This window comes from Flavobacterium hydatis (assembly GCF_000737695.1).
GTDB classification, from domain to species: Bacteria; Bacteroidota; Bacteroidia; order Flavobacteriales; family Flavobacteriaceae; genus Flavobacterium; species Flavobacterium hydatis.
In genome coordinates this window covers 15,262-39,819 of sequence record NZ_JPRM01000017.1, presented here as the reverse complement: position 1 = coordinate 39,819, position 24,558 = coordinate 15,262, and the positions used below count along the sequence as shown (strand labels likewise).

Genomic DNA, 24,558 nt, shown 5'->3' with positions numbered 1-24,558 from the left:
TTAGATAATTACCACCCTAAATATTTTTTTTTAACGAAATTTGTTCACATATTTGTTATCTTGAAAAATGACAATAATTCAACCTCGTTTTTATAAGAGTAATATTATCAATTCACATAATTTATTTGAATCTATGACTAAAACTGCACAATCGGTATGGGAAAACTGTTTGTCTTTTATAAAAGACAACATTCAAGATCAAGCGTACAAAACTTGGTTTGAACCAATCAAATCAGTTGAGCTAACCGACAACGCATTATATATTCAAGTTCCAAGTAAATTTTTCTACGAATGGCTAGAAGAGCACTACGTAAAATTACTTAAAGTTGCACTTACCAAAGAACTTGGAAAAAATGCAAAGTTACTCTATAAAATCAAAATGGAAAACACTTATGGCAACAAACAACCGTTTACGGAACAATTGCCAAGTGCCAATAGAGGACCAATGAAACCCCAAGATGTTGATGCTCCGTTTAAAAACTTAAACCCAGAATTAAAAAACCCATTTGTAATTCCAGGAATTCGTAATTTAAAAATTGAGTCTCAATTAAATCCTAATTATAGTTTTGATAATTTCCTTGAAGGAGATTCTAACCGGTTAGCTCGTTCTGCAGGTATGGCTGTTGCCAATAAACCTGGAGGAACATCATTTAATCCTTTATTGATTTTTGGCGGAGTTGGATTAGGAAAAACACACTTGGCTCACGCAATTGGTGTTGAAGTAAAAGACAAATACCCAGAAAAGACGGTTTTATATATTTCTGCCGAAATTTTCACACAACAATATATAGACTCGGTAAAAAAGAATAATCGTAATGATTTCATTCATTTTTACCAGTTAATTGACGTTTTAATTATAGACGATGTTCAGTTCTTATCTGGAAAATCAGGTACGCAAGACGTTTTCTTCCATATTTTTAATTATTTACATCAAAACGGAAAACAGGTAATTTTGACTTCTGACAAAGCTCCTGTTGACATGCAAGACATTGAACAACGTTTATTATCACGTTTTAAATGGGGATTATCTGCTGAGTTACATCAGCCAGATTACGAAACAAGAATTTCTATCTTAAAGAATATATTATATCGTGACGGAGTTGAAATGCCTGATGATATTATCGAATATGTAGCACGCAACATTAAATCTAATGTACGTGAACTAGAAGGAGCAATTATTTCGTTGATTGCACAATCTTCTTTCAACAAAAAAGAAGTAACGATTGAATTGGCTAAAAGTGTAGTCGAAAAATTCGTTAAAAATGTAAAAAGAGAAATTTCTATCGATTACATCCAAAAAATTGTATCCGATTATTTCCAGCTTGATATCGAAACACTTCAATCTAAAACTAGAAAGAGGCACGTTGTACAGGCAAGACAATTGGCTATGTTTTTTGCAAAGAAATTCACTAAAGCATCTTTAGCAAACATTGGCTCACAAATTGGTGATCGTGATCACGCAACCGTATTACACGCTTGTAAAACAGTTGATAATTTAGTCTCTACAGACAAACAATTCAAGAAATTTGTCGAAGACATCAATAAAAAATTAACGCTATAAACGCACCATGCCCGTAAAAATTTTAATGGTCTGCTTGGGTAATATTTGCAGATCACCACTAGCCGAAGGCATTCTAGCTTCAAAATTACCTAAAGACACTTTTTTAGTTGATTCGGCAGGAACGGGCGGTTGGTATATTGGGCGCAGTCCCGATGAACGTTCTATCGCAGTAGCCAAAAAAAACGGCTTAAACATATCTAATCAAAAAGGAAGACAATTCAAGACTTCCGATTTTGACACCTTCGACTATATCTACGTCATGGATGCCTCCAATTATAATGACGTTATTGCATTGACAAAAAATCAACAGCAAAAAGATAAAGTACAACTTATTCTGAACGAATTATTTCCCGCAGAAAACGTTGATGTTCCCGATCCTTATTACGGCTTACCAAACGGCTTTAACTCAGTTTACCAAATGCTGGACGAAGCTGCTGAAGTGATTGCCAAGAAACTAATAGACAAACATCAATAATAAAAATCTGTCTTAATAAATAAAAAAATCAAACACATGAAATCAACTTCTTTATTAGGAAAACTTTATTTGATTCCGACAACCTTAGGCGAAAGTGACCCTATGGATGTTTTACCACAAACAATAAAGAGAAGCATTGATTTTATAGACCATTATATTGTTGAAAATGAAAAAACTGCTCGAAAATCAATAAAAGCAGTTTCTCCCGAAAAAAAACAATCTGAACTTATTCTTTTTACACTAAACAAGCGCACCGAAAACAGCGAGCATTTAGATTTCATCAAACCTTTATTAGAAGGAAAAAATGTTGGATTAATGAGCGAAGCAGGTTGTCCTGGTGTTGCTGATCCTGGTGCTGTAATTGTAAAATTAGCACATGAAAAAGGAATTCAGGTAGTACCACTTGTCGGGCCTTCTTCTATCCTACTCGCCATGATGGCTTCTGGAATGAACGGACAAAGCTTCACCTTTAATGGGTATTTACCAATAGATAAAGACGAGAAAAAATCAGCATTGAGACATTTTGAGAAATTGTCACAAGACAAAAATCAATCTCAGATTTTCATCGAAACTCCATACAGAAACAATAAACTAGTCGAAGATATTTTACAAATAGTAAATCCTTCAACACATCTTTGTATTGCAACAGATATTACGCTACCAACCGAGTTTATCAAAACAATGCGTATTTCTGATTGGAAAAAAATTAAAGTAGATTTACACAATCGTCCTACGATTTTTATTATTCATAAAATGTAATTAAACCTTAAAGCCATCATCAATGAAGAAGTTTTTAATCCTGATTTTAATTTATTCAGTACAAAATATAACTTCTCAGACTATTAAAGAAGATTCTAAAACTGAAATACCCTCAAATGAATTACTTAAAAGTCAAGAGGCAAAAGGTCCGGATTACATCTATAATACCGCTGGCATAGAAGTTAAGCCTGAATTTCCCGGAGGATTGATCGGTTTGGACAGTTTTATAAAACAAAATTATAAAAACCCAACAGATAATCTAAATGGCAAAATATATGTGACGTTTATAATAGAAAAAGATGGCTCATTAAGTGATATCAAAATTTTAAGAGATATTGGCTATGGAACCAGTGCTGAAGCCATTCGCGTTTTAAAAATATCTCCAAAATGGTCACCTGGAAAACTAAAAAATAAAGAAGTAAGAGTTCTTTATTCTCTCCCTATAACTGTCAACTAATAAGTTATAGATTCTCTTTTTAGAAAAATATTCGTTTCAGAAAAAGAAATTAAAATTATCATAAAAAAGCTATCTTTATAAAAGTAATTATAGATTTTTATGAGCAAACTCCCCCACATTGGCACAAGTATTTTTACAGTAATGTCTAAAATGGCAAACGAATACAATGCCATTAACCTATCGCAAGGATTCCCTAATTTTCCTGTTGACGAACGATTAACTAGTATTGTAGCCCGACTTGCCACCGAAAACGTACATCAATACACCCCAATGGCAGGTTACCCGCCATTATTAACCAAAATAGCAAAACTAGTTCTAGACTCTTATAACCGAGTAGCTATACCAGAAACCGAAATCCTTGTAACTGCCGGGGCAACTCAAGGTATTTTTACCACCATACAAGCATTAATCAAAGCAAACGACGAAGTAATTATCCTCGACCCGAGTTATGATTGTTACGAAGCACCCGTTTTATTAAGCAGCGCAAATCCTATTCGAGTTCCCTTAAACGATGATTACACACCAAATTGGGAAACTATCGAGAAAGCTTGTTCAGCCAAAACAAGAATGATAATCATTAATAATCCGCACAACCCAACAGGAAAAATTTTAGCGGAAGCAGATTTTGTGCGATTAGAAAACATTCTTAAAAAATATCCAGACCTATTAGTATTATCCGATGAAGTGTATGAGTACATCACTTTTGAAGAAAAACATATCTCGGCACATACCCGTGAGCAACTTTTAGACCGTTGCATTATGATTTCGTCTTTCGGGAAATCATTTCATATTACAGGATGGAAAATTGGTTACGTTGTAGCGCCAGAACATTTAATGGTAGAAATCAAAAAAGTACATCAGTTTTTAGTGTTTAGTGTAAACAGCATTTCGCAAGTTGCAATAAGCGAATACCAAGATATTGTAGATGTTACTAAACTTGGTAAATTCTATCAGGAAAAACGAGATTACTTTAAAAAATTACTAGAAAAAAGTCGATTCGAATTAAAACCATGCGAAGGAACTTATTTTCAGGTTGCATCCTATAAATCTATCTCCGACGAAGATGATGTAACTTTTTGCAAAAGACTAATAACCGAATATGGAGTTGCCGCAATTCCTATTTCAACTTTCTATGCCAACGGAAAAGATTTAAAACTAATCCGTTTTTGTTTTGCCAAAGATAATGCAACACTCGAGGCTGCTGCCGAAAGATTATGTAACATTTAGCATAAACTAAAATTAACACATTTATTATGCATGCATACTATTTAATTCTTATATTTACCTTTTAAATTTAAAAAAACATGAGTTATACAGATAAAATGTTAAGAGACGATGCTTTAAAAGGCAAAGTAATAGTGGTAACCGGTGGAGGAAGCGGTCTAGGAAAAGCCATGACAAAATACTTTCTGGAGTTAGGTGCTAAAGTTGCTATAACGTCGAGAGATTTAGAAAAACTAAAAAACACAGCTACAGAACTTGAGGGCCAAACAGGAGGAACTTGTTTACCACTACAATGTGATGTTCGTCATTACGAAGAAGTAGAAAACATGCTGCAAGAAGTTTTAAAAGCTTTTGGTAAAGTAGATGTTTTACTAAACAATGCGGCTGGAAATTTCATTTCGCCAACCGAAAGATTATCTGCTAATGCTTTTGACACTGTTATCGATATTGTATTAAAAGGTTCTAAAAACTGTACACTTGCTTTCGGAAAGCACTGGATTGACACTAAACAAACATCGGCTACGGTATTGAATATCGTAACTACTTATGCTTGGACAGGATCAGCTTATGTTGTACCAAGTGCTACTGCAAAAGCTGGAGTACTAGCTATGACAAGAAGTCTTGCTGTAGAATGGGCAAAATACGGAATCCGTACTAATGCTATCGCTCCAGGTCCATTCCCTACAAAAGGAGCTTGGGACAGATTACTTCCAGGAGATCTTGCTGAAAAATTTGATATGGCAAAAAAAGTACCTTTGAAACGTGTGGGAGACCATCAGGAATTGGCAAATTTAGCTGCTTATTTAGTTTCTGATTTCTCTGCCTATGTAAATGGTGATGTTATCACAATCGATGGTGGCGAATGGCTAAAAGGTGCTGGACAATTTAATTTATTAGAAGCAATTCCGGAAGAACTTTGGGATCAGCTTGAAATGATGATAAAAGCAAAGAAAAACAAATAATAAGTGCTTACTAAAGTCAGGTATTCCTAAAAAATCACTGATTGCACCAAAGACCTCGATTACTAAGTAATCGAGGTCTTTTCTTTTAAGTCCTTTTTTATCGAAGATATTCAAACCAATCTAAAGTACTGATTAGTGCAAATTTGAGAAATCAGCATTAAACCTTTCTTCAGGCAAGGATTATTTATTGAATTAAAAACCGAATCAATAAATAAATTAAAACAAGATAAAAGCTACACCGAATTTTAGGAATTTTATCTAATGACAAATCCGTATTAATTCTTATTTTTGCGGCTTCAAATTATAACAATATTTTTATGCTCATCATTGGAATTGCAGGCGGAACAGGAAGCGGGAAAACAACCGTAGTACATCAAATCATGAATGAATTACCTCATACAGAAGTGGGCGTAATCTCTCAGGATTCATACTACAAAGAAAATAAAAATCTATCTTTTGATGAAAGAGCCCTTATAAATTTTGATCATCCACGTGCGATCGATTTCGATTTATTAGTTACCCACTTAAAAGACCTTAAAGAAGGAAAAACTATCGATCAGCCAGTTTATTCTTTTATCACTCATAACAGAACCGACGATACAATAAGCACTCATCCTAGAAAAGTAATGCTTGTAGAAGGAATTTTAATCCTGACAAATCCAGAACTAAGAGAACTTTTTGATATTAAAGTTTACGTTCATGCTGATTCTGACGAAAGACTTATCAGACGTTTAAAGCGTGATATCGCAGAACGTGGTCGTGATCTAGACGAGGTTTTAACACGTTACCAAAACACCTTAAAACCTATGCATGAGCAATTTATCGAACCTACAAAAGCTTTTGCAGACATTATTATACCAAACGACAAGTACAATACTGTAGCAATAGATGTAGTTCGTGCAGTAATTAATCAACGTATTCTATAATTTTATTGTAATTTTATTGCATTAATAATTAGGAGCTATTCCCGCTTTCGCCTTTATCTTTGTTCGTTCCTCTCAAAGGATATCGGCTTTATCGGGGCTAAAAAATAAAAAATGACAAATCCGTATAAAAATAAACCTTGGTTTAAATTCCTGAGCAACAAGTATGTTTGGGTACTGTTGTTTTTTATAATCTGGATGGTTTTTCTAGATAATTACTCCTATTTTGACCATCGTTTTCTCGATAACCAAATAAATGAGTTAAAAGACAATAAAACCTATTATCAAGAAGAGATAAAAAAAGACCAGGAACAAATAAAAGAACTTAAAAACCCAGAGCAAATTGAGAAATATGCTAGGGAAAAGTATTTTATGAAAAAAGATAGTGAAGACATTTACATCATCGAGTTTGAAGGTGACACTATCGAAAAAAAATAAATTTCAGAATTATAAAAAGATAAAAATGGCTACTCCCCTTTTCGATAATTTTAGTCCAGTATCATCCAAACAATGGAAACAAAAAATTCAATTTGAATTGGATGGTGCCGATTATAACGAAACTCTGATTTGGAATTCGCCAGAAGACATTCAGGTAAAACCATTTTATCATAGTGATGAAGACATCAAGCCTGTTGAAGTAACAACCAAATCAACTGATTTTAAAATATGTCAGAACATTTTTGTTCACGACGTTTCAAAATCAGTTGAAAGGGCTTTAGACTCCCTAAAAAGAGGTGCTGAAAGTTTGTATTTTACAATTGAAAATGACACCATCAACATTGATAAATTATTCGAAAAATTACCTTTAGAAAACAGCAATGTTTACTTTAATTTGAATTTCATTTCAATCGATTTCGTAAAAAGATTAAATACAATTTCAATACAGAAGAAAGCAAATTTTTTCTATAATCTAGACCCACTCGGACAATTAGCAAAAGAGGGAAATTGGTTTTCATTTACAACCAAGGAGAAAAACAATTTCGAAACTCTTGAAATACTTTCAAAAGAAATCCCTAATACATCTTTAATAAGCATTAATGCTAGTTTATATCAAAATGCTGGTGCCAATATGGTACAGCAAATCGCGTATACAATTGCACATGCAAACGAATACTTTAACCGAATTCCCTCTATAAACGGAACCATTGTGTTACAAGTAGCCGTAGGAACAAACTACTTTTTTGAAATTGCTAAGCTTCGTGCCTTAAGATTGCTTTTTAATTTAATTGCAACCGAATACAATCCTGACCTAAAATGTCATTTACTTGTTACGCCTACAAAGCGAAATAAAACCTTGTATGATTACAATGTAAATATGTTACGTACCACAACCGAATGTATGTCGGCAATAATAGGTGGTGCAGACGCCGTTGCAAATTTACCATACGATGCTTTATATCATAAAGACAACGAATTTGGAGACAGAATTGCACGCAATCAATTATTGATTCTTAAAAACGAGAGTTACTTTGATAAAGTCAATAATCCTGCCGACGGAAGTTATTACATAGAAAGTATTACAAACCAACTTGCGGAGAAATCATTAAACTTGTTTAAAGATATTGAAGCCAGTGGAGGTTTCTTAAAGTTATTAAACGAAGGAGTCATCAAAAGAAAAATTCAGGAAAGTGCCGATAAGGAACAAGAATTATTTGACACAAAGAAAGAGGTCTTACTCGGAACGAATAAGTATCCGAACAAAGACGACAAAATGAAACATGATTTGGAACTCTTCCCTTTTGTAAAAGTAAAACCAAGAAAGACATTAATTACACCAATAATAGAAAAACGGTTGGCCGAGAAATTAGAACAGGAAAGACTTGAGCTTGAATAAATTAATTTCAAATAGTTATATTTGAATACAAACCTAAAATAATTATGGAAGCAATTAGAAGAATAGTATCGGTCAAAAATCATTCTGTAACTGTTATTCTACCAGATGATTTTAAAGCAGATGAAGTAGAAGTAATTATTTTACCTGTTCAAAATGATGAATATAGAATTCCTCAATGGCAAATTGATCAAGTTAGAGAAAGAACAGAAATCTATTTAAAAAATCCAAAGAATGTTACTGACATTGATGATTTTTTAAAAGAAATTGAAGATGATTTATAAAGTAGTTATTATTGAAGAAGCTAAAATAGACTATAAAAAATCTTTGTTCTTTTATAAAGATATACATCCAAAATTAGCTGTCAGATTTAATGATTCCTTTAAAAAAAGTATAACCATCATTAAAAAAAATCCATTATTATTTCAGATAAGATATGACAACGTTCGAATCATTTTTTTTAAATCTTTTCCATACGCTTTGCATTATTCTATTTATGAAAATTGTATTGTTATAAAATCCATTTTTCATACATCGAGAGATAACGAATTAAACTTATTTTAATAACAATTTTACAATTGAGAAAAGACCTTACACATATAAAGTTAGATGTTAAAAGTGAGAAGTTAGACGTTGCTCCTAAAGACCAACAACCGACAAGCAGTAACTTTGAAACAGCCGAAGGGATTGACCTAAAAGCAACCTATACAAAACAAGATATTGAGAATATTGAACATCTTGATTTTGGAGCTGGTTTTGCGCCCAATTTAAGAGGTCCTTATGCAACTATGCACGTAAGACGTCCTTGGACAATCAGGCAATATGCAGGATTTTCGACTGCTGAAGAAAGCAACGCTTTTTACAGACGTAATCTTGCTGCTGGACAAAAGGGACTATCAATTGCATTTGATTTGCCTACACATCGCGGATACGACTCTGATCACGAGCGTGTTGTTGGTGATGTAGGGAAAGCCGGAGTTGCGATAGACTCTGTCGAAGACATGAAGGTTTTATTTGATCAGATTCCGCTAGAAGAAATGTCGGTTTCTATGACAATGAATGGGGCGGTTTTACCAATTATGGCTTTTTATATTGTTGCTGCCGAGGAACAAGGTGTTCCTCCTGTAAAACTTTCGGGAACTATCCAAAATGATATCCTAAAAGAGTTCATGGTGCGTAACACTTATATTTATCCACCTACTCCATCGATGAAGATTATTGCTGATATTTTTGAATTTACGAGCAAAAAAATGCCGAAATTCAATTCTATTTCAATTTCTGGATATCACATGCAAGAAGCAGGTGCTACAGCCGATATCGAATTAGCCTATACACTAGCCGATGGTTTAGAGTATATTAGAACTGGATTAGCAACAGGAATGCCGATAGATGAGTTTGCTCCACGATTGTCTTTTTTCTGGGCAATAGGAATGAATCACTTTATGGAAATTGCCAAAATGCGTGCAGGAAGAATGATTTGGGCAAAACTTGTTCAGCAATTTAATCCTAAAAGCGATAAATCTCTTGCACTAAGAACACATTGCCAAACAAGTGGCTGGAGTTTAACCGAGCAAGATCCATTTAATAATGTAGCACGTACTTGTATTGAAGCTACTGCAGCAGCGTTTGGTGGTACACAATCATTACACACAAATGCACTAGATGAGGCCATTGCATTACCAACAGATTTTTCGGCAAGGATTGCTCGTAATACACAAATCTTCTTGCAGGAAGAAACCAAAATAACTAAAACCGTTGACCCTTGGGCAGGTAGTTATTATGTAGAAAGCCTAACAAATGAAATTGTTGCCAACGCTTGGAAACTTATTGAAGAGGTTGAAGAACTTGGTGGAATGACAAAAGCTATCGAAGCTGGAATACCTAAATTACGAATAGAAGAAGCTGCGGCAAGAAAACAAGCCCGAATAGATAGCGGACAAGATATTATTGTAGGTGTTAATAAATACCGACTAGAAAAGGAAGATCCTTTACAGATTCTCGATGTTGACAACCAAATGGTACGTAAACAACAAGTTGCTCAACTAGAACGCATAAAGACAACCAGAGATTCTGAAAAAGTAAAAGCAATACTCGAAAAATTAATTCATTGTGCAAAAACCGGCGACGGTAATTTACTTGAAATAGCTATTGATGCTGCTAGAAATCGTGCTACACTTGGCGAAATAAGCGATGCATTAGAAACTGTTTTCGGGAGATACAAAGCACAAATTAAATCCTTTAGTGGCGTGTACAGTGCAGCAATAAAAGACGACAAGAGCTTTGAGAAAGCAAAACAACTGGCCGATACCTTTGCCAAACAAGAAGGTCGTCGTCCAAGAATTATGATTGCCAAAATGGGGCAAGACGGTCATGACAGAGGCGCAAAAGTTGTTGCCACTGGTTATGCCGATGTAGGTTTTGATGTAGATATAGGTCCGCTTTTTCAGACTCCGGCAGAAGCTGCCAAACAAGCTGTAGAAAATGACGTCCACATCCTAGGTGTTTCTTCACTTGCTGCGGGACATAAAACACTTGTACCACAAGTTATCGAAGAACTTAAAAAACATGGTCGTGAAGATATTATGGTAATCGTAGGAGGTGTAATACCTGCACAAGATTATCAATATTTATTTGATGCTGGTGCTGTAGCGGTTTTTGGACCTGGAACAAAAATTAGCGAAGCTGCCATTACAATCCTAGAAATCTTAATTGACTAAAAAGTAAAAAACCTGCAATCTCTTGCAGGTTTTTTTATATTCTTAATTCGTAATGAATTATATCGAGTGAACTGTGGCATCATTATCTGCTTCGATTGAAGAGACATTGTAACCTCCAAAAGCTTTCATGTAACTTCTAATAGACGTTCCATAAGCATCTCTGAAATATTTCTGTCCATTATACTTAAAAAAGTTTTTAACAGAACCAGCACCTCCTAAATGAGCCGCTGCTAATATTCCTGATTCGGTAATATAAATTCCGCTGATAAGCTTTCCTTCATACTTCTCGATTTCCTTCCTTAAAATCCATTTATTTTTAGACAATAAAGCAATAAAAGCTTTTTCTTGTAACGCAGGGTTTTTTAGGAATGCTTCATCATTTCGTACTCCAATTGCTCTTAAAGCTTGGGTTCCGAATTGATATTTTCCCATGTAACCAAGTGTATTTACTTTTCTGTATTTGCCTTGAGATTCTCTTAAAGCGATTGCTTCTTTGAAACCGATTAGGTGGTTTCCGGTGAAAGGGATACTGTCTGCGACAGGATAATCTTTCTTTTCTTTAGATGGTAATAAGTAGTCTGTTCCATCTGTTTTTTCTGTAAGAAACCAAGGAGTGGTGTCTAAATTAAAGGACTTAAAACCTGAGCTTAAAAACCCAATAATAACGGTTAATGTTGTGTAAAAATACCATTTCTTTATCATAGATTGTTTTTCTTTTGAACGCTGTCCCATTCAAAAATTTCTGCCCACAAAGATACAACAAAATTTACAAAGCTATAAATCAACCAGTTAAACTTTTCAAAAAACACAAAATACGCCCCGTAACCGTCTAGTTAGAAGAGCGTTCCAAAAACAAATTTAAATTCTCAATAACGCGGAATCCCAATGAAAACGTTTTCAAAAAAAAGACTTTTTTATTATTTTTTGTAAGAAAAACGTCGAGACAGGATAAGAACTAGTAATCTATTTAAAAATTCTAAACCGTTAAATTAGTATCGTTTTCCACGATATTTTTAACAAAAACAATTCTACCTTTTAACTAAAAATAAATTCAATTATGAGAGCAATTTATATTATCAATATTCATAAAAAAAAAGATGCCGAAGTCATAATTAACTTCGGCATCTTTTTTTAGATTATATTTTATTTCTGAGTCTATCTTACTACTCCTTGACTATTAATCCAGTCTGAGTATTTTTTTGCATTTACATTATGTTGTGCTAGTGTAGATGCAAACTCATGATATCCAAAACGGTCAACACTTGCGCAGAAATAGATGTAATCATTTTTTTCTGGCTTTAAAACCGCTTCTAATGCTGTAATATCTGGCATTGCAATTGGTCCAGGAGGAAGTCCCGTGTTCATATATGTATTATATGGAGACGACATGGTTAAGTCTTTATAGAAAACTCTTTTTATTACCTGATCAAAGTCATTTGATTTCTTTTTGATTGCGTAAATAACCGTTGGATCGGCTTGTAATGGCATTTCTAAACGCAATCTGTTTAAATAAACTCCTGCAATTCTAGGTCTCTCGTCCTTTTTTACAGATTCTTTATGTACGATTGAAGCTAAGATTGTAGCTTCTACTGGAGTTAATCCTTGTGCAGCAGCCTGATCAATTCTTTCTTTAGTCCAGAAATTATGATATTCTTTAATCATTTTATCACGAAACTTAAGAGCTGAAGTATTCCAATAAACTTCGTATGTATTCGGAATGAACATCGCAAACACATTATCTTCGTTAAACCCATTTTCTTTCATGAAAATAGAGTCTTTAAACACCTTCATCAATGATAAGCTATCAGCTTCTATTTGTGAAGCAATACGTCCTGCAAAGTTTTCTAAACGTTCCTGATTGTTAAAAGCTAGTTTTACTGGAACATTAGATCGCATAGCTCTAACCAAATCCATATTATTCATATCCTTGGTTAGCAAAAAGCGTCCTGGCTTTACATTATCAGGATAACTTCTTTTACTAGCAACCATTTCAAAGTTATTTAAATCTTTTACATAAGGTTCTAGTATCTTTTTTACATCTTCGTAAGTAGATCCCGTAGGTACATAAACGTAAACCTCTTTTTCAGAAAATTTAGTATTAGCACTAAAAATTTGGCTTATCAAAATAAACCCATAAACCATCAAAACCGAAATTACTATTACGGCACTTATTGTTATAATTTTCTTTATATTCATATGTGGTTGCATTACTTGCTAGTATTTTTTTTTAATTATAACAATTTGAAAACTAAATTTTAAAACTCTTTATTGATTAATTGAAAAATGGCTTCGTCCTGATAAACACCATTAACTAAAAGCCAATCTTTTTTTGTTCCAATTTTTTCAAAGCCAAATTTAGTAAAAAGTGCATTACTTGCTTCGTTTTTAACACCAATATTTGCATATAATTGATGTAAATTAAGATGATAAAAAGAATACTTAATTAATAATGTTAAAGCTTCTGAGCCAATATTTTGATTCCTTCTCTCATTATCCTGAATTACAATTCCAATACCTGCTCTATTATTTTTAGGGTCAAAATCGAATAAATCGACTAGACCAATGGCAGGAAAATCCTGATCCTGGCAAATAGCAAGTCTTAATTGTTTAGCTTCATAAATGTCTTGATGAGCATTTTCCAGATATTGTTTTATCAAGAATCGGCTGTAAGGTGTTTGAGTATTGCTTACTTCCCAGATACTAAGGTCATTTTCGACTGCATAAATAAACTCCAAATCATTGGGTTCTAATGCTCGTATATATATAGTATCTCCTTTTAATGTAATCATTTTATTTTTTTAGATTTTAGTCCCGAAACTATCGGGATAGATTTCAGATTTCAGTCTGAAACATTAAATCTCAATTGTTCCTTTAAATACAAATTCGGCCGGTCCTTTAAGAAAAACATTTGTAAAATGCTCCCCAACTTTATCAAAAGAAACCACTAGTTTACCTCCTTCAACATTTAAGTTGATATCAGTTTCATTAGTCTCTCCTATTGCATTCATAGCTATTGCAACCGCTGTAGCTCCAGTTCCACACGCAAGAGTTTCATCCTCTACTCCTCTTTCATAAGTACGTAATGAGAAAGTTTTATCATCTACTTTCTTTACAAAGTTTACATTACTTCCTGGTTTTCCGTACAATTCTCCGTAACGTATAGCAGCACCGTTTTCTTTTACATTATAATGTTCTAAATCGTCTACTAATTGTACATGATGTGGAGATCCTGTATTTAAGAACGTATAATTATCAAATTTATTTATAGCGTCTACATCAATCATTTGCAAAGAGACAATAGCATCTGGCGCTATTGTAGCATGATGCAAACCATCTGTAGCTATAAAGGTAGTTTCGTTTTCTATTACATCTAGTTTTTTTGCAAATGCAACTAAGCATCGACCACCGTTTCCGCACATCGAACTTTGATTTCCGTCGGCATTGTAGTACACCATTCTAAAATCAGTTTCAGAATCATTTTCTAACAAAATGAGTCCGTCTGCACCAATTCCGAATCGTCTGTCGCATAAACGTTCAATTAATTTCGTATCTTTCTTTGGAAAAAAATCAGAACGATTATCAATCATTACAAAATCATTTCCTGTACCTTGATATTTATAAAATTCTACTTGCATTTTTATTGAATTGAGAAATACAAAAGTACAAACTATTAATGAAATGTTAATCATTGTTAAAGAGCGTTAAACCACTTTACTTCAGTTTTTTTTTGATATAATTTTATAATAGATAACTTAAACACTAATCAAAACTATGAAACGATTTTCAACCTTATTTTTAGTATCCTTATTAAGTGGTGCTACTACTCTTGGTGCATACAAGTTATTATTTGATAATAACGGTTCTCTTTTTGGCGAAAAGAAATCGATAGTAACTCTTGCTTCAGATCCTTACTCAAAACCAGTAGGATTAGGAGCCGAAACTGTAGACTTTACTGCTGCTGCCGATAAGACTATTCATACTGTAGTACACGTAAAAAATGTATCTCGCAGAACTGTTACTAACCCTATGTTAGAATATTTTTATGGTTATGGAGGTCAGCAAACACAGGAACAAGTTGGTACGGGTTCGGGTGTAATTATTTCTGCTGACGGATATATCGTAACCAATAATCACGTGATAAAAAATGCTACTGAAATTGAAATTACTTTAAACAATAAAAAATCATATACCGCAAAACTTATTGGAACTGATTCTAAAATGGATATTGCTTTATTAAAAATTAATGCTGACGAAAAATTACCTTATACCGCTTTTGCCGATTCTGATGCGGTAAAAGTAGGCGAATGGGTTCTTGCAGTTGGAAACCCTTATAACCTAACTTCTACAGTAACTGCTGGGATTGTTTCGGCGAAAGCCAGAAATTTAGATACAAACGGAATTCAATCGTTTATCCAAACTGATGCTGCGGTAAACCCAGGTAATAGTGGTGGTGCATTAGTAAATACCAGAGGTGACTTAATTGGTATTAATACTATGATATCATCTACAACTGGTTCTTATGTAGGATATTCATTTGCGGTCCCATCTAATATTGCCAGAAAAATAATCGAAGATATTATGGAGTTTGGTAATGTTCAGAGAGCGATACTAGGTGTAGAAGGTGGCGAACTTAATGATGCTGCTTCTAAAGAATTAGGTATTCCTCAAACTCAAGGTTTTTACATTAATAAAGTAACTCAAAAATCTGGGGCTGAAAAAGCGGGTCTTCAAAAAGGAGATATCATTGTAAAATTAGATAATAGAGATATTGCTACTTATGCTGATTTTTCTGGATATATTAATACTAAAAGACCTAATGATGTAATTCAGGTAACTTATATACGTGACGGAAAAAACAAAGTTGTTCCTGTTACTTTAAGTAAAAATGAATTTTTTAGTACTGAATATAAAGGAATCGAATTAGAGAATATTGATGCAACCGACAAAAAGAGATTCGGTATAAACTATGGTGTAAAAATAAAAGCACTAACGAACGAAAATCTTAAACAATATAATAATGAATTACAAGGCAATATTATATTGAGCATTGATAATATAAAAGCAACCGATATCGAAACGGTTTCAAGTTTACTAAGTAAAAAAGATGAAAACCAAAGTATACGAATTGAAATGATTAATAGAAACGGTCAAGTTATTCGAGTTATCATCTAAATCTTTTTATTTCCCAAGTTTAAAAGCCATCCTGTAAAATCAGGATGGCTTTTTTATTTCCTTCTCATAATAAATTTATTTTTTTGTTTTCAGAGAACCTAATTTTCATTTTATAGGAGAATATTATTTTTCATAGGTTTCCAAAATAAATCACAAAATAGTTTACGAAATCGATTGAAATGGGTACTTTTGCGCCAAATTTAAAAAAACAAGCTGTTTTATTTTTACAAATTTTCAACTATGAGCAAAAAATCTTTGTACCAAAAAGAAGTATCATTTCAAGTCGACAGACGAAAAGCCGGAGTAGAATTGATTAAAATCATAAGTGATTTATGGTATGATAAGTCTATCGAAATGGTTTTATTCAAAAATCAATTACTGGATAAAAATGTAAGCGACATTATTAATTTACATCAATACGCTGGGGAATTTGTAGGCAAACCAATTACAATTTTTGACTCTGTTGAAATTGCTAGAGTTGTTTTATCTTTAAAATTACCTCCATCTAAAATAGATATCGGAAAACTAACTTATGAGTATCGTTTGGAGGATGAAAAATATCCAGATGCTCGCCATTTTGTAATCGAAAAATTAAAAGAAGCTAAAACATCTGAAGAAATTCAACCTAAAGATGTTGTTCTTTATGGCTTTGGCCGAATTGGTCGTTTATTGGCTAGAGAATTAATGTCTAAAACTGGTAAAGGAAATCAGTTGAGATTAAGAGCAATTGTTATTCGTGACAAAAGCGAATTAGCTAATCTTGAAAAAAGAGCTTCTTTATTAAGATATGACTCTATTCATGGAGATTTTCAGGGATCTGTAGTTGCTGACCCAAAGAATAATGCGCTTTTAATAAATGGTACTACGGTACATATTATTTCGGCAAACTCACCAGAAGAAATAGATTATACTATATATGGTATAAATGATGCTCTTGTAATCGATAATACTGGTGCTTTTACAACTCAAGAAGCATTAAGCAGACACTTAGTTTCTAAAGGTGTTAGCAAAGTTTTACTTACTGCACCAGGAAAAGGAGTTCCTAATATTGTACACGGAGTAAATCATAATGAATACAATCCTGACGAAAATGATATTTTCTCGGCCGCATCTTGCACAACAAATGCTATAACGCCTGTTTTAAAAGCAATTGAAGATACATTAGGTGTTGTAAAAGGTCACCTAGAAACTATACACGCTTATACCAACGACCAAAATCTGGTTGATAACATGCACAAGAAATACCGTCGTGGCAGAGCAGCTGCATTAAATATGGTAATTACCGAAACTGGAGCTGGAAGTGCTGTTGCAAAAGCATTACCATCGCTTGAAGGGAAATTAACTTCAAATGCTATACGCGTTCCTGTTCCTAACGGCTCTCTTGTTGTATTGAATCTTGATGTTAAGAAAGCAACTTCGATTGCTGGAATTAATAAAATAATGAAGAAATATGCGCTTGAAGGCGAATTGGTAGAACAAATAAAATATTCTTTGAATACAGAATTGGTTTCTTCTGACATTATCGGTACATCGGCACCATCAATTTATGATAGTAATGCTACAATAGTTTCTAAAGACGGAAAAAGCATTGTATTATATATTTGGTACGATAATGAATATGGCTATAGCCACCAAGTTATTCGATTAGCAAAATATATCGCGAAAGTAAGACGTTTTACTTACTACTAGGATGTACACCAACCAAAACCAACTTTTTCTAAAAAGCATCAAGATTTCTTGATGCTTTTTTTATTTTGAATTATATTATAGGTAAAACCGTCGTGCTTTTTACTTCGGATATTACAAAAACTGTATTGATCAAAGAAACTTCGGGTAAAATTGATAATTTTTTTTGATGGAAATGATGATAGGATTCCATATCCGGAATGATAACTTTAAGCATATAATCAAAATTTCCCGACACATAATTACATTCCACAACTTCGGGTAAATTCAAAATAGATTGATTAAACCCTTCTGAGGTATCATAAGTCTGTTTTGTGAGCGTAACCTGACAATAAACCGTAAGATTATTCCCTAGTTTTTTCTTATTCAAAATAGACACATATTTCTCAATAACTCCCTCTCTCTCAAGTCGTTTGACTCTATCATGAACAGGTGTAAGAGACAAATTTATTTTGTTTGCAATGTCTTTTAAGGTATAGTGCGCATCTTCTTGTAAAAGGCGTAGGATTTTTTTGTCAGTTTCGTCTAAAAGCATAGTAAAAAGTGTTTCAAAAATTATTGCTAATCAGTCAATTTTTCTTTTTACAGACGATTAAAGCTCCTTAAAAAGAATATTTTTTTGTAAAAATATTAAATAAAAACAATATTTTCTTAATTATACCCATAATATCGATAATATATTCTCTATATGTAGCTTTGTAAAACAAAATTAACAAAAACAAAAAAAGATATAAAAATGATAATAGGTGTTCCAAAAGAAATCAAGAATAACGAAAACCGTGTAGCTGTAACACCAGCTGGAGTTTCGGAAATGAAAAAACACGGACATGTTGTTTACGTTCAAGCAACTGCCGGTTTAGGAAGTGGATTTAGCGATGAGGAGTATACTAATGCTGGTGCTCAGGTATTAGCAACTATTGAAGAGGTATATGCTATTGCTGAAATGATTATTAAAGTTAAAGAACCTATTGCATCTGAATATGATTTAATCAAAAAAGATCAATTATTATTTACATACTTTCACTTTGCTTCATCAGAGCCGTTAACACACGCAATGATCGAAAAAGGAGCTGTATGTTTAGCTTACGAAACTGTTGAAAAAACTGACCGTAGTTTACCATTATTAGTTCCAATGTCTGAAGTTGCTGGACGTATGTCTATCCAACAAGGAGCTAAATATCTTGAGAAACCATTAAAAGGAAGAGGAATCCTTTTAGGAGGTGTTCCAGGTGTTCCTCCAGCTAAAGTATTAGTACTTGGTGGTGGAATCGTTGGTACTCAAGCTGCAAAAATGGCTGCTGGTTTAGGAGCTCAAGTTACTATTATGGATGTAAGTTTAGCACGTCTTCGTCACTTAGATGATATTATGCCTGCAAACGTAAACACTCAAATGTCTAACCACTATAACATTACAAAAGCAATCGCTGATGCTGACTTAGTAGTTGGAGCAGTATTAATTCCAGGAGCAAAAGCACCTCACTTAGTTACTCGTGATATGCTTAAATTAATGCGTCCAGGAACTGTTGTTGTAGACGTTGCTGTTGACCAAGGTGGATGTATCGAAACATGTACACCAACAACTCACGAAAACCCAACTTTTATTATCGATGATATTGTACATTACTGTGTGGCTAATATGCCAGGAGCTGTACCTTACACATCTACACTTGCTTTAACAAACGCTACTTTACCTTATGCTTTACAATTAGCAAACAAAGGATGGGAAAAAGCTTGTGCTGAAAACGAAGAATTGAAAAAAGGATTAAATATCGCTAATGGAAAAATCCTTTATAAAGGAGTTGCAGAAGCTTGGAATCTTCCATTTAATGAAGAATTAGTGTTAGCTAAATAATTAGTTATCACTACATAAGTGCTTACTACACTAGAAAAACCCGTCTTTAGGACGGGTTTTCTGTTTTTATATAGTTTTACTTGCCACTGATTATTTTCAGTGATTTTGCCACAGATTAATGATTTATCTCGCTTATTCTTTTGGCTTTGTTAAATAGTAAACTGGAATTCCGGTTAACATAATTAAAACTCCCCATCCACAAGTAGAAAATTTAGTAAGCAATAAGCAAATACAAATTGCCGATGCTACTACAATATATAAAAATGATAAGAACGGATATCCAAAAGCCTTATAAGGTCTCTCGGCATCTGGCATTTTCTTGCGTAGAATAAAAATTCCGTAAATAGTCAGAATGTAAAAAATCAGAACAATGATAATAACAAAGTCTAACAAGTCACCATATTTTCCTGTCAGGCATAAAGCCGAAGCCCAAACACATTGCGCCCATAATGCCCAAGCCGGAACGCTAGATTCATTTAATACAGCCGCTTTCTTAAAAAACAAGCCATCTTTTGCCATTGTATAATACACTCTTGCTCCAGCCATTATTAGACCATTGTTACAAGCAAAAGTCGAAATCATAATCATAATTGCAATAATTAGCGTTCCTATATTACCAAAAATATATTGTGATGCTACAACTGCTACTCTATCCGATTTTGCCGTTGCAATTTCATCAAAAGGAACCACAGCCAGATACATTAAATTTGTTAAAACATAAATACTTGCAACAGTAAAAGTTCCCAAGAACAAACTCAAACCTACATTACGTTTTGGATTTTTAATTTCTCCCGCAATAAAGGTTACTCCATTCCAAGCATCACTAGAGAACAAAGATCCCACCATCGCTGCCGAAATACCTGTAAGCAAAGCCGTACCACCTATCGGAAACCAAGATTTAGTATCTGCATCAAAAGCACGAGTAGACCAACCATCTACCCAATTTGCATCCCAAACAGAAGCTTTTGCTCCAAGGGTTAACCCGAAAACAATTAATCCTAAAAGTGATAAGATCTTGATAATCGTTAAAACCGTTTGTAGAATCTTACTATTTTTAACTCCACGACTATTTATATATGTTAATAGAATAATCGTTACAATAGAAACTAATTGAGCAGCATTTAAATCAAAAGAACCTAACTCTAAAAGGATATTTTCATCACTTAAAGGTTCATAGAGATAAGCCGCAAATTTAGCAAATGCAACTCCTACTGCAGCAATTGTACCTGTTTGTATTACGGCAAAAAAGCTCCATCCGTACAAGAATGCTATCAATTTATTATAAGCTTCTTTTAAGTACACATACTGCCCTCCTGCTTTTGGAAACATCGCACTGAGCTCTCCATAACTTACAGCAGCAATAACTGTTATTAATCCTGAAATTAGCCAAATCAAAGTTAGCCAACCTGCAGAACCTACCTGTCGAGCTATGTCGGCACTTACAATAAATATTCCCGAACCAATCATAGACCCTACCACAAGCATGGTTCCGTCTAGTAATCCGAGTTCTCTTTTAAAATCTTCTGGTTTGTTTTCTTGCATGTTTTTTGGTTTTTGGTTGGTTAAAGATATACAATTTGTAAGAAGTTTTAGAATTTACACACTCGATTTTAGATCATGCCCCAATCACTGTTTTTAGTTTCAGTCGTACTAACAAATAAAGCATAGACAAAGTTCTTTTTCATTATCAGATAAAACCAATAAATTATTCTCTTTTATACAACAATGCCGTTTTGGGCGTGTCCCGCAGAAAAAGCGGGTCGGGCTTTCGGCTTTATCTTTTACTCTGCTTCGCTCGCAAAAGGATATCACCTCTACCCCTCACGCAAATCCCATTTTCATTAGAAGTTTTTTAAATAATAATTGCATTTAGAATCATTCACAAAGCTATTTATTAAAAACACCATGCAACTGCTAAAAACTTAATTATAAGCTAACTAAGGATTAACCGTTAATTAGCTAAAAAAACTCAATTTAGATTGATCGTATAAAAAAAACAGGAAATTATGTAATGGCCTTATAAATGAATTAGTTAACTTTACTTTAAGCAAGTCAGATAACAACCTCATTTAGTTATCATTACAATGAGTCTAAAATAAGTTTTTACAATTTGCTTTTAATTCTTTCTGTTCTTCGGGTTGCCATTTATTTCTTTTTAACCAAAATAAGTTTAATAAATAATTATTTACATTATGAAAATCTTAAAAAGCGTAAACATAATTAGACGAAAGTTAATGTATAATTTAACTAAAAATATTGGCCACTCTACAAATACTAATAAAAAACACTTAACCATTAAACCCGAGATTAAAAGAGTTTTAATCTCTCGCCCAAATGCCAGATTAGGAAATCTGCTGTTAATCACCCCACTCATAGAAGAAGTCATAACTACATTTCCTGGATGCAAAATAGATTTATTTGTAAAAGGTAACCTCGCCCCTATATTGTTTGAAAACTACGACAACGTTGATAAAATTATTAAGCTACCCAAAAAACCTTTTAAGAGCTTGCTGCAATATATCGCAACATGGATATCTCTCCGAAAACAACCGTATGACATTGCCATTAATGTTGACAAAAATTCTTCATCAGGGAGGCTTTCTGTTAAGTTTTCAAATTCCAAATTTAAATTCTTTGGAGATTCTACAGTCGAAGACATCCAATCAAAATATTCTGATTACGCACATATCGCAAAATATCCTGTATACAACTTCAGAAGTTATTTAAGCGAATTAGGCTTTATTCCAAATAACAAACCTATCGCTCCATTAGATCTGAAATTAAGTGAATCTGAAATTGCCGAAGGGAAAAAACTTCTAGACAAATTAGTCAATAACGATAGAAAAACGCTTTGCATTTATACTTATGCAACTGGTGACAAATGTTACTCTGAATCATGGTGGGGCAAGTTTTATAAAAAACTAAAAACGCAATATCCTGACCATAATATTATTGAAATTTTACCTATCGAAAATGTCTCTCAAATTGGCTTTAAAGCCACTCATTTTTACAGTAAAAATATTCGAGAAATTGGTGCGCTAATCGCAAACACCGAAGCTTTTATTGGGGCTGACTCTGGAATCATGCACTTAGCAAGTTCAGTACAAACACCAACTGTAGGTTTATTCTCAATTAGTGAGCAAAAAAAATATGAACCTTATTATAATCATAGTATTGCCATAAACACTAACCAAACATCTATTCTAAAATCTACAAAAATTATAGCATACATGATTAGCCATAACTTATCGCTGAGGGTTACGACGACAACATCGACAATTATAGCACTTTATTGAAGATAGTTTTTCTTTTTAGTAACTTTATTAAATATTTACCGTCTATTCTAACATATATTTAAAGTAGAGTAACTGAAAAAATCATCAATCAAATCAATCATCATGGAAACAAAATCAAATCGCTCTTTATTTAAAGCACTAATTTTCAGTATCGCTTTCCAATTATTCGTTAATGTATGTATTGGTCAGACTAGCAAGGCCGATAAAATTAACGAATTACTAAGTGTATACTCAAAATATGATCAGTTTAATGGAACTGTGCTCGTAGCTGAAAACGGAAAGATAATCTATGAAAAAGGCTTTGGATTGGCCAACATGGAATGGAAAATCCCAAATGAACCTAATACAAAGTTTAGGTTAGGTTCTATTACCAAACAATTTACCGCATTAGCAATCCTCCAATTGGTTGAACAAGGAAAGCTTAAATTAGATGTTCCAATTTCTACTTATCTTCCTGACTACTCTAAAACTAATGGAGATAAAATAACTATTCACCAATTACTTACACATACTGCAGGAATACCCAATTACACTTCTTTTCCTAATTTTTTCTCAGATATTAGTCGTAATCCTTACACTCCCGAAGCTTTTGTAAAAATATTTTCCGACTTACCTCTTGAGTTTAAACCAGGAGAAAAATTTGCTTATAGCAATTCTGGTTATTTTGTATTGGGTTATATTATAGAGAAAGTTACCGGAAAAACGTATGAGCAATATTTACAAGATAATATTTTCACACCTCTTAAGATGAATAATTCTGGTTTCGACCATCATGACATTATTTTAGCCAATAGAGCCACAGGATATGAAAGAAAAGAAAGAAGCACAAACAACTATGTAAATTCTAGTTACATCGATATGTCTCTTCCTTATGCTGCAGGATCTTTGTATTCGACTGTAGAAGACTTATACTTATGGGATCAGGCACTTTATACAGAAAAATTATTATCTGCTAATTCTAAAAAATTACTATTTGACAAATACATAAACACAAGATTCTCTGATACATCATATTATGGATACGGTTGGTTTATTGAGGAAGCTAGCATTGATAAAACTGATAAAAAAGTCCAGATTATTGAACATGGCGGTGGAATAAATGGATTCAATACATTAATCTCACGCATTCCATCATCTAAAGATTTGATACTTTTATTAAACAATACCGGAGGAACTGGTCTTAATGAAATGTCTATAGCAATACGAGCAATTTTATACGATATGCCGTATGATGCCCCAAAAAAGTCTGCTGCTTATGCTTTATTAAACACTATTAAATCTCAAGGATTAGAAACTGGATTGAAAAACTTTGCAGAATTAAATAAATCTAATGAATACGCTGTTAAGGAAAACGAGATGAATTATGCAGGATATGAATTACTACAATCAGGAAAAACTAAAGAAGCAATAGCTGTTTTTAAAGCAAATGTAGATGCTTTTCCTAAATCAGGAAATGTATATGATAGTTTAGGCGAGGCTTATTTAAAAGATGGAGATAAAAAACTCGCTATCTTAAACTATAAAAAATCAATACAACTTGATCCAAAAAATGAAAGCGGAAAGAAAACATTAGAAGAAATATCTAAATAATACATTTAAAAATTTACCTAAACTGCCGCAATTTAAGAAAATTGCGGTTTTGG

Annotated in this window: 22 protein-coding genes; 16 read left to right on the top strand and 6 right to left on the bottom strand. The window is 33.2% G+C overall.

Annotated features, from left to right (window positions below):
• Nucleotides 1-133: 133 nt before the first annotated feature.
• The 11 genes from dnaA (at nucleotide 134) to scpA (ending at nucleotide 10,909) form a co-directional block, all read left to right on the top strand.
• Nucleotides 134-1,561, top strand: coding sequence for a chromosomal replication initiator protein DnaA (gene dnaA / locus IW20_RS12200; protein WP_035622656.1), 1,428 nt, complete (start codon nucleotides 134-136; stop codon nucleotides 1,559-1,561).
• Nucleotides 1,562-1,568: 7 nt separating this feature from the next.
• Nucleotides 1,569-2,036, top strand: coding sequence for a low molecular weight protein-tyrosine-phosphatase (locus IW20_RS12195; protein WP_035622557.1), 468 nt, complete (start codon nucleotides 1,569-1,571; stop codon nucleotides 2,034-2,036).
• Nucleotides 2,037-2,072: 36 nt separating this feature from the next.
• Nucleotides 2,073-2,795: an SAM-dependent methyltransferase gene (locus IW20_RS12190; RefSeq protein WP_035622554.1), complete on the top strand. Its 723-nt coding sequence runs from the start codon at nucleotides 2,073-2,075 to the stop codon at nucleotides 2,793-2,795.
• Between the two features lie 22 nt (nucleotides 2,796-2,817).
• Nucleotides 2,818-3,252 (top strand): energy transducer TonB, encoded by a 435-nt coding sequence (locus IW20_RS12185; RefSeq protein ID WP_051885719.1) that lies wholly within the window; start codon nucleotides 2,818-2,820, stop codon nucleotides 3,250-3,252.
• A gap of 99 nt (nucleotides 3,253-3,351) precedes the next feature.
• A complete protein-coding gene (locus IW20_RS12180) occupies nucleotides 3,352-4,479 on the top strand; it encodes a methionine aminotransferase (protein WP_035622551.1) in 1,128 nt (375 codons plus the stop codon).
• A 77-nt stretch (nucleotides 4,480-4,556) separates the two neighbouring features.
• A complete protein-coding gene (locus IW20_RS12175) occupies nucleotides 4,557-5,438 on the top strand; it encodes an SDR family oxidoreductase (RefSeq protein ID WP_035622549.1) in 882 nt (293 codons plus the stop codon).
• A gap of 317 nt (nucleotides 5,439-5,755) precedes the next feature.
• A complete protein-coding gene (gene udk / locus IW20_RS12170) occupies nucleotides 5,756-6,364 on the top strand; it encodes a uridine kinase (RefSeq protein ID WP_035622546.1) in 609 nt (202 codons plus the stop codon).
• Nucleotides 6,365-6,475: 111 nt separating this feature from the next.
• Nucleotides 6,476-6,799 carry an FtsB family cell division protein gene (locus IW20_RS12165; protein WP_035622543.1) on the top strand — a complete coding sequence of 108 codons (324 nt, stop codon included), beginning with the start codon at nucleotides 6,476-6,478 and terminating at the stop codon, nucleotides 6,797-6,799.
• Between the two features lie 25 nt (nucleotides 6,800-6,824).
• The gene (locus tag IW20_RS12160; protein WP_035622649.1) at nucleotides 6,825-8,195 is read left to right on the top strand and encodes a methylmalonyl-CoA mutase subunit beta; all 1,371 of its coding nucleotides are present in this window, start codon (nucleotides 6,825-6,827) and stop codon (nucleotides 8,193-8,195) included.
• A gap of 44 nt (nucleotides 8,196-8,239) precedes the next feature.
• Nucleotides 8,240-8,476, top strand: coding sequence for a hypothetical protein (locus IW20_RS12155; protein WP_035622541.1), 237 nt, complete (start codon nucleotides 8,240-8,242; stop codon nucleotides 8,474-8,476).
• 294 nt (nucleotides 8,477-8,770) lie between these two features.
• Nucleotides 8,771-10,909: a methylmalonyl-CoA mutase gene (gene scpA, locus IW20_RS12145; protein WP_035622539.1), complete on the top strand. Its 2,139-nt coding sequence runs from the start codon at nucleotides 8,771-8,773 to the stop codon at nucleotides 10,907-10,909.
• A 57-nt stretch (nucleotides 10,910-10,966) separates the two neighbouring features.
• On the opposite strand, the gene IW20_RS12140 is transcribed toward scpA, so the two are convergent.
• The 4 genes from IW20_RS12140 to dapF form a co-directional block, all read right to left on the bottom strand.
• The gene (locus IW20_RS12140) at nucleotides 10,967-11,611 is read right to left on the bottom strand and encodes a peptidoglycan-binding protein LysM (protein ID WP_081912478.1); all 645 of its coding nucleotides are present in this window, start codon (nucleotides 11,609-11,611) and stop codon (nucleotides 10,967-10,969) included.
• Between the two features lie 453 nt (nucleotides 11,612-12,064).
• On the bottom strand, nucleotides 12,065-13,105 hold the full coding sequence (gene mltG, locus IW20_RS12135) for an endolytic transglycosylase MltG (protein WP_035622643.1): 1,041 nt from the start codon (nucleotides 13,103-13,105) through the stop codon (nucleotides 12,065-12,067).
• A 59-nt stretch (nucleotides 13,106-13,164) separates the two neighbouring features.
• Nucleotides 13,165-13,698: a GNAT family N-acetyltransferase gene (locus IW20_RS12130; protein WP_035622535.1), complete on the bottom strand. Its 534-nt coding sequence runs from the start codon at nucleotides 13,696-13,698 to the stop codon at nucleotides 13,165-13,167.
• Nucleotides 13,699-13,761: 63 nt separating this feature from the next.
• Nucleotides 13,762-14,544 (bottom strand): diaminopimelate epimerase, encoded by a 783-nt coding sequence (dapF, locus tag IW20_RS12125; RefSeq protein WP_035622532.1) that lies wholly within the window; start codon nucleotides 14,542-14,544, stop codon nucleotides 13,762-13,764.
• Between the two features lie 136 nt (nucleotides 14,545-14,680).
• On the opposite strand from dapF, the gene IW20_RS12120 reads away from it, so the two are divergent.
• Both IW20_RS12120 and IW20_RS12115 read left to right on the top strand, forming a co-directional pair.
• Nucleotides 14,681-16,081, top strand: coding sequence for a trypsin-like peptidase domain-containing protein (locus IW20_RS12120; RefSeq protein ID WP_035622529.1), 1,401 nt, complete (start codon nucleotides 14,681-14,683; stop codon nucleotides 16,079-16,081).
• Between the two features lie 240 nt (nucleotides 16,082-16,321).
• Nucleotides 16,322-17,770 carry a glyceraldehyde-3-phosphate dehydrogenase gene (locus tag IW20_RS12115; protein ID WP_035622526.1) on the top strand — a complete coding sequence of 483 codons (1,449 nt, stop codon included), beginning with the start codon at nucleotides 16,322-16,324 and terminating at the stop codon, nucleotides 17,768-17,770.
• Between the two features lie 70 nt (nucleotides 17,771-17,840).
• On the opposite strand, the gene IW20_RS12110 is transcribed toward IW20_RS12115, so the two are convergent.
• Entirely contained in the window at nucleotides 17,841-18,302 is a 462-nt protein-coding gene (locus IW20_RS12110; protein WP_035622524.1) for an Lrp/AsnC family transcriptional regulator, read from the bottom strand.
• Between the two features lie 201 nt (nucleotides 18,303-18,503).
• On the opposite strand from IW20_RS12110, the gene ald reads away from it, so the two are divergent.
• The gene (ald, locus tag IW20_RS12105) at nucleotides 18,504-19,619 is read left to right on the top strand and encodes an alanine dehydrogenase (protein ID WP_035622521.1); all 1,116 of its coding nucleotides are present in this window, start codon (nucleotides 18,504-18,506) and stop codon (nucleotides 19,617-19,619) included.
• A gap of 132 nt (nucleotides 19,620-19,751) precedes the next feature.
• On the opposite strand, the gene IW20_RS12100 is transcribed toward ald, so the two are convergent.
• Nucleotides 19,752-21,161 (bottom strand): APC family permease, encoded by a 1,410-nt coding sequence (locus tag IW20_RS12100; protein WP_035622518.1) that lies wholly within the window; start codon nucleotides 21,159-21,161, stop codon nucleotides 19,752-19,754.
• Between the two features lie 650 nt (nucleotides 21,162-21,811).
• On the opposite strand from IW20_RS12100, the gene IW20_RS12095 reads away from it, so the two are divergent.
• Together IW20_RS12095 and IW20_RS12090 are read left to right on the top strand one after the other, a co-directional pair.
• Nucleotides 21,812-22,915, top strand: coding sequence for a glycosyltransferase family 9 protein (locus tag IW20_RS12095; protein WP_051885715.1), 1,104 nt, complete (start codon nucleotides 21,812-21,814; stop codon nucleotides 22,913-22,915).
• Between the two features lie 102 nt (nucleotides 22,916-23,017).
• Entirely contained in the window at nucleotides 23,018-24,505 is a 1,488-nt protein-coding gene (locus IW20_RS12090; RefSeq protein WP_035622639.1) for a serine hydrolase, read from the top strand.
• Nucleotides 24,506-24,558 lie beyond the last annotated feature (53 nt).

Coding starts and splice junctions, on each gene's coding strand:
- dnaA (WP_035622656.1), top strand. CDS start 134: ATGACTAAAACTGCACAATCGGTATGGGAAAACTGTTTGTCTTTTATA.
- IW20_RS12195 (WP_035622557.1), top strand. CDS start 1,569: ATGCCCGTAAAAATTTTAATGGTCTGCTTGGGTAATATTTGCAGATCA.
- IW20_RS12190 (WP_035622554.1), top strand. CDS start 2,073: ATGAAATCAACTTCTTTATTAGGAAAACTTTATTTGATTCCGACAACC.
- IW20_RS12185 (WP_051885719.1), top strand. CDS start 2,818: ATGAAGAAGTTTTTAATCCTGATTTTAATTTATTCAGTACAAAATATA.
- IW20_RS12180 (WP_035622551.1), top strand. CDS start 3,352: ATGAGCAAACTCCCCCACATTGGCACAAGTATTTTTACAGTAATGTCT.
- IW20_RS12175 (WP_035622549.1), top strand. CDS start 4,557: ATGAGTTATACAGATAAAATGTTAAGAGACGATGCTTTAAAAGGCAAA.
- udk (WP_035622546.1), top strand. CDS start 5,756: ATGCTCATCATTGGAATTGCAGGCGGAACAGGAAGCGGGAAAACAACC.
- IW20_RS12165 (WP_035622543.1), top strand. CDS start 6,476: ATGACAAATCCGTATAAAAATAAACCTTGGTTTAAATTCCTGAGCAAC.
- IW20_RS12160 (WP_035622649.1), top strand. CDS start 6,825: ATGGCTACTCCCCTTTTCGATAATTTTAGTCCAGTATCATCCAAACAA.
- IW20_RS12155 (WP_035622541.1), top strand. CDS start 8,240: ATGGAAGCAATTAGAAGAATAGTATCGGTCAAAAATCATTCTGTAACT.
- IW20_RS12140 (WP_081912478.1), bottom strand. CDS start 11,611: ATGATAAAGAAATGGTATTTTTACACAACATTAACCGTTATTATTGGG.
- mltG (WP_035622643.1), bottom strand. CDS start 13,105: ATGAATATAAAGAAAATTATAACAATAAGTGCCGTAATAGTAATTTCG.
- IW20_RS12130 (WP_035622535.1), bottom strand. CDS start 13,698: ATGATTACATTAAAAGGAGATACTATATATATACGAGCATTAGAACCC.
- dapF (WP_035622532.1), bottom strand. CDS start 14,544: ATGCAAGTAGAATTTTATAAATATCAAGGTACAGGAAATGATTTTGTA.
- IW20_RS12120 (WP_035622529.1), top strand. CDS start 14,681: ATGAAACGATTTTCAACCTTATTTTTAGTATCCTTATTAAGTGGTGCT.
- IW20_RS12115 (WP_035622526.1), top strand. CDS start 16,322: ATGAGCAAAAAATCTTTGTACCAAAAAGAAGTATCATTTCAAGTCGAC.
- IW20_RS12110 (WP_035622524.1), bottom strand. CDS start 18,302: ATGCTTTTAGACGAAACTGACAAAAAAATCCTACGCCTTTTACAAGAA.
- ald (WP_035622521.1), top strand. CDS start 18,504: ATGATAATAGGTGTTCCAAAAGAAATCAAGAATAACGAAAACCGTGTA.
- IW20_RS12100 (WP_035622518.1), bottom strand. CDS start 21,161: ATGCAAGAAAACAAACCAGAAGATTTTAAAAGAGAACTCGGATTACTA.
- IW20_RS12095 (WP_051885715.1), top strand. CDS start 21,812: ATGAAAATCTTAAAAAGCGTAAACATAATTAGACGAAAGTTAATGTAT.
- IW20_RS12090 (WP_035622639.1), top strand. CDS start 23,018: ATGGAAACAAAATCAAATCGCTCTTTATTTAAAGCACTAATTTTCAGT.